This is a genomic window from Rothia sp. HMSC078H08 (genome assembly GCF_001808955.1).
In the GTDB taxonomy this organism is placed as follows: Bacteria; Actinomycetota; Actinomycetes; order Actinomycetales; family Micrococcaceae; genus Rothia.
The window spans coordinates 485517-495902 of the sequence record NZ_KV795257.1 but is presented as its reverse complement, the minus strand read 5'-3'; the positions used below and the strand labels follow the sequence as shown (position 1 = coordinate 495902).

8 protein-coding genes are annotated in these 10386 nt (G+C 61.0%); all 8 read right to left on the bottom strand.

Translation table 11 applies throughout. The features are described 5' to 3' along the window. Positions 1-83: 83 nt before the first annotated feature. On the bottom strand, positions 84-1025 hold the full coding sequence (locus HMPREF2528_RS08735) for an inositol monophosphatase family protein (RefSeq protein ID WP_049347237.1): 942 nt from the start codon (positions 1023-1025) through the stop codon (positions 84-86). An 81-nt stretch (positions 1026-1106) separates the two neighbouring features. Further along, positions 1107-2234, bottom strand: a complete 1128-nt coding sequence (gene rsgA / locus HMPREF2528_RS08730) for a ribosome small subunit-dependent GTPase A (protein ID WP_012903240.1) — start codon at positions 2232-2234, stop codon at positions 1107-1109. Continuing rightward, the gene (gene aroA / locus HMPREF2528_RS08725; protein WP_070543749.1) at positions 2235-3746 is read right to left on the bottom strand and encodes a 3-phosphoshikimate 1-carboxyvinyltransferase; all 1512 of its coding nucleotides are present in this window, start codon (positions 3744-3746) and stop codon (positions 2235-2237) included. A gap of 247 nt (positions 3747-3993) precedes the next feature. Next, a complete protein-coding gene (rsrA, locus tag HMPREF2528_RS08720; protein ID WP_049337831.1) occupies positions 3994-4308 on the bottom strand; it encodes a mycothiol system anti-sigma-R factor in 315 nt (104 codons plus the stop codon). A gap of 138 nt (positions 4309-4446) precedes the next feature. Beyond that, on the bottom strand, positions 4447-5127 hold the full coding sequence (locus HMPREF2528_RS08715) for a sigma-70 family RNA polymerase sigma factor (RefSeq protein ID WP_246823923.1): 681 nt from the start codon (positions 5125-5127) through the stop codon (positions 4447-4449). 157 nt (positions 5128-5284) lie between these two features. After that, entirely contained in the window at positions 5285-5359 is a 75-nt protein-coding gene (locus HMPREF2528_RS09340) for a 50S ribosomal protein bL37 (RefSeq protein ID WP_095343185.1), read from the bottom strand. Between the two features lie 230 nt (positions 5360-5589). Beyond that, positions 5590-6189, bottom strand: a complete 600-nt coding sequence (locus tag HMPREF2528_RS08710) for a GDSL-type esterase/lipase family protein (RefSeq protein WP_005505446.1) — start codon at positions 6187-6189, stop codon at positions 5590-5592. Positions 6190-6408: 219 nt separating this feature from the next. Continuing rightward, entirely contained in the window at positions 6409-10086 is a 3678-nt protein-coding gene (locus HMPREF2528_RS08705) for a multifunctional oxoglutarate decarboxylase/oxoglutarate dehydrogenase thiamine pyrophosphate-binding subunit/dihydrolipoyllysine-residue succinyltransferase subunit (RefSeq protein ID WP_070543748.1), read from the bottom strand. Between the last annotated feature and the right edge of the window lie 300 nt (positions 10087-10386).

Sequence of the window (10386 nt, the reverse complement as noted above, 5' to 3'; positions counted from 1 at the left end):
GCGGCGGCTTTCCACTTACCGGAAAGCCGCCGCCTCGCTATATTGTCACCGTCACCGGGGGAGGGGCTAGGGGCGGAGAGAATCTAGGAACGGGGTGCGAGCGCCTCCAGCACCTGCTGCTGGACCGCCGCCGTATTACTTGCCACCAGGGACACCGGGTGCACACCGGCGACTGAAATGCCCGCGTGCTCGGGCAAATCGCCCTCCAGGGTGGAGGCGACGCCGCCAGCCTCGCGAATCAGCGGCAGTAGCGCCGCCACCTCGTAGAACGACAGGGATGCGTCCACGACGGTGTCCACAGCACCCTCAGCGAGCATACACGCCGCCCAGAACGAACCGTACGCACGGGAACGACCCACTGAGCACAGAAGCTGTACAAGCTCGCCAGAGCGGTCCACAGCGCCTTCAGAGGCCGCCTTCCAGGAGGAGAGATCGGTGTACGCGGCAGACAGCTGATCCAGCTGAGTCAGCGAAGACACCTCAAGACGAGTCGCCTGCGCCAAAGACTTACCCGTGTACGCGCCCGAGCCGCGAGCAGCCCACCAGCGGCGACCCAGCGCGGGTGCAGACACCACACCCACCACCGGCTCACCCTGATCCAGCAAAGCAATCAGAGTCGCCCACACCGGCACGCCGCGGCGAAAATTATCCTGCTCAGCAATCGGTGCAATCACCCACTGGCGCGCCGCCTGACCGTTATAGCCGGCATGGGCACCGGCAATACCGTCACGAGTACGCACACGCGACAGCTGCGCGCGCAGAAGCTCTTCAACTTCCTGAGCCACACTCGAGGCGTAATCGGCAGGCTCCTGCACCTGCGCCTGCGGTTCTACGGGCTGCTGAGTAGCCTGCTGCCACGGCGCCAACGGTGCCGCGGCGGGTGCCGCCTCGGCGGGCTCTACCACCTCGGAAGCGGGGGAGAAGACCGGGCGGTCACGAAAACGCATGGCGCTCACACGATCGACGCTATCGGCAAGAATATGCGCAAGACGCAAATCGTCGGTGTACTGCTGGGGACGGCTCATAGTAATGCTCTTCTTCAGTATTCGGTGATGTAGTCAGCAAAAATGTGCGTGTAGTGCTGTGTGTAATGCAGTGGAGAGAACCTAGACGAGAGCGCCCAGTTCCTTCTCCGAATCGCCCTCTTCAGGAGTCAACAGCAGCAGCTTACGCAAGGACTCCAGGCGGGCCGGGCCGCTCTCACCGGCGTGACCGGCAGCAACGTACGCCTCCAGACCGCACTCGGGAGCCTGTGCCGCGTGAGTACACGCCTTCGGGCAATCCGCCGCACCGGGTGCCAAGTCCACGAACGCCTCCACCACGGTCTCCGGCGGCACATGTGCCAGACCGAAAGAACGAATACCCGGAGTGTCAATAATCCAGGTGCCCGGCTCCATCGGATCGCCATTCGCATTCACCGGACGCAACGCCAACGCCGACGAGGAAGTATGGCGGCCACGACCCGTCACCGCGTTCACATGACCGGTCGCACGCTCAGAGCCGGTCAGCGCATTCACCAGGGTCGACTTACCCACACCCGAATGGCCCAGAAGCACCGACACCTGACCCAGCAGCTCCTGCAGAAGCTCCTGAACCGGTGCCGACTCCAAACCGGCAGCGCCCTCCTGGCTCGGCGCCAAACCATCCGAAGACGAAGACAGCACAATCTTCAAACCGCTCGCCGCATAGTAATCCAGCAGGTTCTGCGGGTACCGCACATCGGTCTTCGTAATGCACAGGATCGGCTCAATCCCGGCGTCAAACGCCGCCACCACGGCACGGTCAATGAAGCCGGTGCGCGGCTCCGGGTTCGCCGCAGCAACCACAATCACCAGCTGCTGAGCATTCGCCACGACCACGCGCTCCGACGGGTCGGTGTCATCGGCGCTACGGCGCAGAATCGAGGTGCGCTCGCCCAGCCGCACAATGCGCGCCAGGGTATCCTTCGCACCGGAGGTATCACCCACCAGGTCCACAAAGTCGCCGGTCACAATCGCGGTGCGGCGCAGTTCCTTAGCGCGCGCCGCAATGAGGGTACGCTCCTTCTCGGTACCCTCATCAACGACGACCGACCAGCGGCCGCGGTCCACCGTAATGACCCTGCCACGAATCGCTTCTTTGAAGGTCGGGCGGTCCTTCGTGCGGGGGCGGGAGCCCTTCTTGTTTGGGCGCACGCGCACATCCGACTCATCCCATTCGGAGAAATCGCGCACGTTCATGCGGGAAGAACCCATTTAGAAGACCTCCTGGTCGGCGGTAACGTCAGAGGTGGAAGCGCCGACCTGCCATTGCGCCAGCATGTCCTCCCACATTGCGGTAAATTCGGGCAGGGTCTTAGCCACGGTGGCTACGTTCTGCACCACCACATTGGGGCGGCGCAAACCAATAATCGCCGCGAAGGTTGCCATGCGGTGATCGTCGTAGGTGCGCGCCAGAACCGGCGCAGCCTCAGCGGCAGCGGGGATGGGCGCCTCAATCACCAGCGAATCGGCGGTGTCGTGGGCGGTGCCGCCCAGACGGTTAATCTCAGCGGCGAGCGCTGCGAGGCGGTCCGTCTCATGACCGCGCAGATGCGCAATGCCGGTCAGCTCAACGCGGCCCTTCACGAAGGCGCAGGCAGCCGCCATGGTCGGCGCCAGCTCGCCACCGGCAGAAAGGTCAAAGGAGAAGTCACCCTCGGGAAGCTGCGCCGGACCGGTCACAGTCAGACGGCCCTCAGCGTAGCGAACCTGCGCACCCAGCGCGGGCAGAAGCTCACGCCACATATCGCCCACCTGGGTCGTACCCGCCGAAGAATCAGCCGCGGGTGCCGGCCAGTGAGGAATAGTCACCGACTCGCCGGTAACCACGGCGGCGGCAAGGAACGGACCGGCATTCGAAAGGTCCGGCTCAATGGTCATCTCAAAGCCGGGGAAAGAACCGGGGTGAACCGTCCAACGGTACTCGCCGCCCTCTGCTTCGTTGCCTTGGTTCGGGTAGTGCTCCTGCACCCGAATACCCATCTGGCGTAGCGCCTCCACGGTCATCTGAATGTGCGGGATGGACGGCACCGAAGAGCCCTCGTGCACCAGCACCATGCCCTGCGGCAGGCGAGGCGCCATCAGCAACAGCGCCGAAACGAACTGGGACGACGTCGAAGCATCAATACGAACCACGGGCGCCTCAGAAACACCCTCTGCGCTCGCCAGGCCGGGGGAGCGCAGCACGAAGGGCAGAGCGTTCTCGCCCTGCTCACAATCCACCTGCACACCCAGCTGACGCAGACCCTCCAGAACCGGACCCATCGGACGTTGACGGGCGTGCGGGTCACCGTCAAAAGCGAACTCACCCGGCAGCAGCGCCGCCAGGGCGGGCACAAAACGCATCACGGTACCGGCAAGACCGCACTCAATCGACACGGTGCGCGACTGAGCGGAATCGGACTGAGCCTGTGCGGAATGCGCTTCCACAAAGCTTAGGGGAGTAACCTTAACATCCGGACCGAACGGCGAATCGGTCGGAACCAGCTCAATACCCGCACCCAGCTGGCGCAACGCCTCAATCATCAGCGCCGAATCGCGCGAATGCAGCGGCGCACGCAAATACGAGGGGGAATCAGCCAGAGCAGCAAGCAGCAGATAACGGTTCGTGAGCGACTTAGAACCCGGAATATGCACCAGCGCGTTCTTGCCAGCGGCTTCGCTGGAGGCGGGTGCCAGGGGAGCGGGCCAATCACCGGGGGAAAGCTGCACTGCTGCGTCGCTCATATATCCTCTTCTGGTTCAAATCATGGGGAGGGCGCAGACTCAGAGACGCTGCGCCGGTTGATGTCTACCCCTATTCTACCGGTTGAGGGTTTGCGAGCCGCTGAGGGCTCCAGCGATGAGATAGGCAGCGCGAACCAAGCAACACGAACCAATCAATACGCGTAAAGGCGGTGCACCGTTATTGGTGCACCGCCTTCACTCATCATCAGATGTCTGTACCCCCAGCGGGGCAACAGCTTGGGGCAGCTTAGAGGTTAGCCTCGGCGCAGAACTTCTGCACATCCTGCAGCAGACGAGCCTTCAGCTGCTCGGGCGCCTGCTGAGCGCACGAAGAACGCATCTTCTCACGAATCATCAGCTCAAAGTCCTTCACATCCGCGCACTCGGGGCAGGCATCCAGATGCGCCTGAACTGTGCGCAGCTGCTCGGGGCTCAGCTCCCTATCGAGGAATTCATAGAGGCGCTTGAGGGACGACGAGCAGGGCTGGCCGCCGCAATCCTCTAGCGGCTCAGAAGCCGCGGAGGCTTCGGGGACAGAAGAATTCTTGTCTGTGGTTGACATCGGGGTTCCTTTCACACGGAAGGTATAAAGCGTTAGGGGAGTTTAGCCTCAACCTCATGGGGGGGGCTAACTCACGTGTAGAAGAGCGGAGCTAAGAATCCGCAGGCGCCTCAGAACGAGAGCTCGCCGGTGGGGACTTTACGCCCTTGGCTTGGCAGCCTTAGCCGGCTGCGCCTTAGCACCTGCCTTCGGTGCAGCTTTCGCCTCAGCCTTCGCTTCTACCTTTGCGATAGTCGAAGGGCGCAGACCGTTCTCACGCGCATAATCGAGCAGCTTCTCGCGCAGAATCCGGCGGCCACGATGCAGACGAGACATTACCGTGCCCATGGGGATATCCAGAATCTCCGCAATATCCTTGTACGCGAAACCCTCCACATCGGAGTAGTACACCACCATGCGGAAATCCTCAGAGAGCTCGTTCAGAGCCTCACGAACCTCCGTATTCGGCAGGGCACTCAGCGCCTCCGCTTCAGCAGAACGCAGACCCACCGCATCATGCTCACCGGCCTGAGCCAGCTGCCAATCCTCCACCGTCTCACCCTGAGACTGCTGCGGCTCACGCTGACGCTTACGGTACAAATTGATGTACGTATTCGTCAGGATGCGGTACAGCCACGCCTTCAGGTTCGTACCCTCGGTGAACTGGTGGTACGAAGCAAAAGCCTTCATGTAGGTTTCCTGCACCAAGTCTTCAGCATCGGCAGAGTTGCGGCTCATCCGCAGGGCGGCAGCGTAGAGCTGATCCACATACTGCATAGCGTCCGCGGTAAAGCGTTCGCGTAGCTTGCGGGTATCCGCCGCGGTGTTGGTTTCAGCCATGTTTCTCCTCTACAGGAACGCGCCAAGCGTTCACTTCCATAACGTAGAATTCTTCTCTTTATTCCGCAGAATGTGCACAAACATCTGCGGGTAAAGCAAAACCCCGGGTCCGAATAATATCCGAAACGCCGGGGTTTTAAAGTGTATGCAAGATACCTTATGCGTTGGGGCGCTTACCGTGGTTTGCGCCGCCCTTACGACGGTCCTTGCGCTTACGACCGCGCTTGCTCATCAGAGCCTCCTTATAGTGTTCATGGATGCACGCCCCACCTTCGCGGTGCGTGCCCCCTATTACCTGCCCTAGCAGAGGCGGTCACCGAAAACCGGTGCTCCACGCTATAAGGGCAACGCCGTCTATTTTTTCATAGAAACGGCATGATTGCATCTTGGAACCGGGATATGAGCTAAAAAACACGAACTTTCTTCGCATCAGCTCACAACCCCAGCGGGGGGAGCGGGCTCTTAGCCGTGCTCAGGAATGTTCAGCCAGTTGTACCAGCCGCGGTGCAGAACCAGCCACGCCATCAGACCGTAACCGGACTGACCCGGACGGCCGTCATTAGCGGCAAGGTCGTTGCGCCACTGCTCGTGATGCAACAGCGGGTTGAACGTATCCACGTACACATGGTTACGGCGGGTCACCACATCCGCGTACGCCGCCGACAGGTCAGCGATACGGCGGTTACGCTCAGCGTCCAGGGTCGGCGGCGGACCAACAACCAGGACCTTAATGTTGTTCTGCGACGCCATGTCCACAATGTTCGCCAGGTTCAAACGCGAACGAGCGCTGGTCAGACCCAAATCAATGTCAAAGGTCGACGGAGCAATAATGAGGCGGTTATCAGCACCGGGAACGAAGCGGCGGCGCGCCTCCTCGAACCAGCGTGCATTCAACTGCTCGCTACCTTCATTGGGGGCGGCAAGGTTATATGCCGCAATGGATGCAGTGGTCTGCGGGGTGCGCGCCATAACACGACCAAACCAGCCGAGGGTACGGGGATCGCCAACACCGGCGAGCAGGTCATCGCCGACTGCCACAATTCGAATATTGCGTTGCTCCACGGAATTCTTTCTTCTGCAGTATGCGCCCGCCGTGAGAGGCGGCAAGGCACGTGAGTAATAGTCTTTATATCTAGGATAAGCGCTTACCGGCCTCTTTTCGAACTTAATACCCTATCCGGTAAGTATCCGAGACCAAAAAACCGTCTCCCCGCCAGAAACATCTGACGGGAAGACGGGTTTTGAAGAGCTAAATCATCAGCCGATCAGCTGTAGAAGACCTTAGCCTTCGAAGACCTGCTTGAGCAGAGCCTCAGCCTCAGCTGCGTGCAGCTTACCGGTACCGGCAGCCGGGGAAGCAGCTGCGGAGCGGGAAGCAAGACGCATACGGCGGTCGATCAGCGGCTGCAGGTTGAGAGCCATGAACGGCCACTGACCCTGGTTAGCAGGCTCGTCCTGAGCCCACACAACGTCGGTAGCGTTCGAGTACAGAGCCAGCTGCTCCTTGATCTCCTGCTCGGGCAGCGGGTACAGCTGCTCCACCGAGACAATAGCGGTCTTGGTGTCGCCGCGGCGCTCGCGCTCAGCTTCCAGATCGTAGTAGAGACGACCGGATACGAAGACCACACGCTCAACCTGAGCCGGGTTAATACCCGAACGGTCACCAATCACCGGCTGGAACGAACCCTCGGTGAAGTCCTCGATGGAGGACGCAGCAGCCTTCAGACGCAACAGCTGCTTGGGGCTGATCACCACGAGCGGCTTGTACGGACGGTGCTGAGAGTGGCGACGCAGCAGGTGGAAGTGCGAAGCCGGAGTCGAGGGGCAGGCAACAGTCATGTTGTTCTCAGCGCACAGCTGCAGGTAACGCTCAACACGAGCCGAGGAGTGGTCAGGACCCTGACCCTCGTAGCCGTGAGGAAGCAGCATAACCAGCGAGGAGCGCTGGCCCCACTTCTGCTCGGAGGAAGACACGAACTCGTCAATGATGGTCTGAGCGCCGTTTGCGAAGTCACCGAACTGAGCCTCCCACACCACGAGCGAGTCGGGGCGCTCCACCGAGTAGCCGTACTCGAAGCCGAGAACGCCGTACTCAGAGAGGAAGGAGTTGTAGATACGGAACTTGCCCTGGTCCTCAGAGAGGTGCTCCAGCGGCGACCACTCTTCATCAGTGATGTGGTCGTGCAGAACAGCGTGACGCTGAACGAAGGTACCGCGCTGAACATCCTGACCGCTCATACGAACGTCGGTGCCCTCCATCAGCAGCGAACCGAAGGCGAGCAGTTCACCCATACCCCAGTTCACGTTGCCGGTGCGGCCCATCTCAACGCGCTGCTCCATGAGCTTCTTCAGCTTCTTGTGGACGGTGAAGCCTTCGGGAGCCTTACCGAACGCGTCAGCGATGTGCTGCAGAGTCTCACGGGAGATCGCAGTCTTACCGCCGTGAACGACCTCGGTGTTCTGCTGAGCAGCGGGCAGTTCCAGACCGGAAACGTGCGCGCCAGCAGGAGCCGGTGCCGAAGACTGAGTCTCGACGAAGATAGCGTCCAGCTTCGAGTGGTAGGAGTCCAGAACTTCGTCTGCCTCTTCCTGAGAGACATCGCCGCGACCGACCAGGTCCTGTGCGTACAGGGTGCGGGTCGAGGGCAGGACGTCAATATCCTGGTACATCTTCGGCTGGGTCATCGACGGATCGTCAGCCTCGTTGTGACCGCGGCGGCGGTAGCAAATCAGGTCAATGACAACGTCGCGGCCGAAGCGCTCGCGGTACTCGAATGCCAGGCGTGCGGCGCGAACCACTGCATCCGGGTCATCAGCGTTGACGTGGAAGACCGGAGCCTTGGTCATACGCGCAATGTCGGAGGCGTGGGTTGCGGTGCGGCCGTCGTTCGGCAGGGTGGTGAAGCCAATCTGGTTGTTCACCACAACGTGCACGGTGCCGCCGGTGGTGTACGCCTTCAGGTCAGCCATCTGCAGGGTCTCCATGACGATACCCTGGCCAGCGAACGCTGCGTCACCGTGAATCAGGATCGGCAGGACCGGGTGGCCCTCAACGCCCTGCTCACGGTAGACGTCCTGCTTAGCGCGGACGATACCCTCGAGCACGGTGTTTGCAGCCTCAAGGTGCGAGGGGTTAGCAGCCACGTACACCTGGGTCTGCTTACCGGAATCGGAGGTGAAGACACCCTCGGTACCGAGGTGGTACTTCACGTCACCGGAACCGCCCTCGTAGGGTGCTGCGGTGCCGGAGAACTCACGGAAAATCTGGGCGTAGGACTTACCAGCAATGTTGGTCAGCACGTTCAGGCGACCGCGGTGTGCCATACCAATGGCAACGCCCTTCAGGTCGTTGTTAGCGGCCTTATCCAGAACAGCATCCAGCAACGGAATCAGGGACTCGCCACCCTCCAGGGAGAAGCGCTTCTGACCCAGGTACTTGGTCTGCAGGAAGTTCTCGAATGCCTCAGCCTCAACCAGCTTGGAGAGAACGCGCAGCTGCTCCTCGCGGGTGGGCTTAGCAACGCCGCGCTCCAGGCGCTCCTGGAACCATGCGCGAACCTCGGGGTCCTCAGAGTACATGTACTCAACGGACAGGGAGCCGGAGTATGCCTCGTGCAGGCGCTCCAGGATGGTGCGCAGCGGCAGACGCTCAGCGCCGCCGAAGCCACCGGTCGGGTAGACGCGGTCCAGATCCCACAGGGTCAGGCCGTAGTTCTCCAGCTTCAGGTCCGGGTGCGAACGCATCTTGTAGCCAACGGGGTTGGTTGCTGCGGTCAGGTGACCGTGCACGCGGTACGCGTGAATCAGCTGCTGAATACGTGCAACCTTGGAAATCTCGTGAGCGTCATCGACGTGGTTGTCGCGTGCCCAACGGACCGGCTCGAAGGGAACCTTCAAATCGCGGAAGATAGCGTCGTAGAAGTCGTCGCCGCCAAGCAGGTAGTGCTCAACCAGCTTCAGGAACTCACCGGAACCTGCGCCCTGAATGACGCGGTGGTCGTAGGTGCTGGTCAGGGTGATGATCTTGGACAGGCCCTGCTGGGTGATGAGCTTCTCGGACAGGCCGCGGAACTCAGCCGGGTACTCCAGAGCACCCACACCGATGATCGCTGCCTGGCCCTTGGAGAGGCGGGGCACCGAGTGGACGGTACCGATACCACCGGGGTTGGTCAGCGAAACAGTGGTGCCGCGGAAGTCCTCAATGGTCAGCGCGCCGTTACGGCCACGCTTAACGATGTCGTTGTACGCATCCCAGAACTCACGGAAGCTCAGCTGCTCAGCACCCTTAAGGTTCGGAACGACCAGGTTGCGGGAGCCGTCGGGGCGGGGCAGGTCAATAGCCAGACCAAAGTTTACGTGTGCGTTGTGGATTGCAACGGGCTTGCCCTTCTCGTCCACACCGTAGGTCACGTTCATCGAGGGCATCGCTGCCACTGCGCGAATCACAGCGTAACCAATGATGTGGGTGAAGGAAACCTTGCCGCCGCGGGTGCTTGCCAGGTACTTGTTGATGGCTGCGCGGTTCTCAATGAGCAGCTTTGCGGGGACCGCACGAACGGTGGTTGCGGTGGGGACAGTCAGCGACTCTTCCATGGTCGTGACGACTGCCTTAGCAGGGCCGCGGAGGGGGACAATCTTGTCTTCAGCAGGTTCCACAGTTTCAGCCTTCTTGGTAGCAGCGGGAGGGGTGGGGTTAGCAGGCGCAGCCGCAGGCTTCGGTGCCGCGGGGGCGGGAGTTGCTACAGGTGCGGCAGGTGCAGCCGGTGCGGCGGGTGCCGCAGCAGGAGCTGCACTAGCGGTACCGGCGCCTCCCAGCGCCTTATCGATGGTCTCAAAAATGGGCCACCATGAAGGGTCCACGAGGCTCTTGTCCTTCTGGTAACGCTCGTACTGTTCTTCAACGAACCATTCGTTACCGGCAAATTCCTCAGGCACCAGATGTTCTGGCAGATTTGGCACGTTAAACGCCTCTTCCAATTAGTGTGAATTTATCCGTCGCGTCCGGGACTCTCCCCGGCATAGACGACCCGCGTCTTCGAGGGGCGAATCATCACGCTGAGCATGTGCGCATCGCCTAAGATGGTGGCCGTATGTGCGGGGTGTGCACCGTACAAACCTGCCTAGCGTGCCGTGAACGTCGGGGTTCATCCGCTTGCATGGCGGCACACTCATGCTCCTATGTATAAGTGTAAAGAGAAGCACGGTGAACTTTCCAGCTCATCGCGCTATATCCGCAATGCAATTTTTCACTCTTAGGGA

Bases quoted from the DNA above. Each gene is read 5' to 3' on its own strand.
- HMPREF2528_RS08735 (WP_049347237.1), bottom strand. From the start codon at position 1,025: ATGAGCCGTCCCCAGCAGTACACCGACGATTTGCGTCTTGCGCATATT.
- rsgA (WP_012903240.1), bottom strand. From the start codon at position 2,234: ATGGGTTCTTCCCGCATGAACGTGCGCGATTTCTCCGAATGGGATGAG.
- aroA (WP_070543749.1), bottom strand. From the start codon at position 3,746: ATGAGCGACGCAGCAGTGCAGCTTTCCCCCGGTGATTGGCCCGCTCCC.
- rsrA (WP_049337831.1), bottom strand. From the start codon at position 4,308: ATGTCAACCACAGACAAGAATTCTTCTGTCCCCGAAGCCTCCGCGGCT.
- HMPREF2528_RS08715 (WP_246823923.1), bottom strand. From the start codon at position 5,127: ATGGCTGAAACCAACACCGCGGCGGATACCCGCAAGCTACGCGAACGC.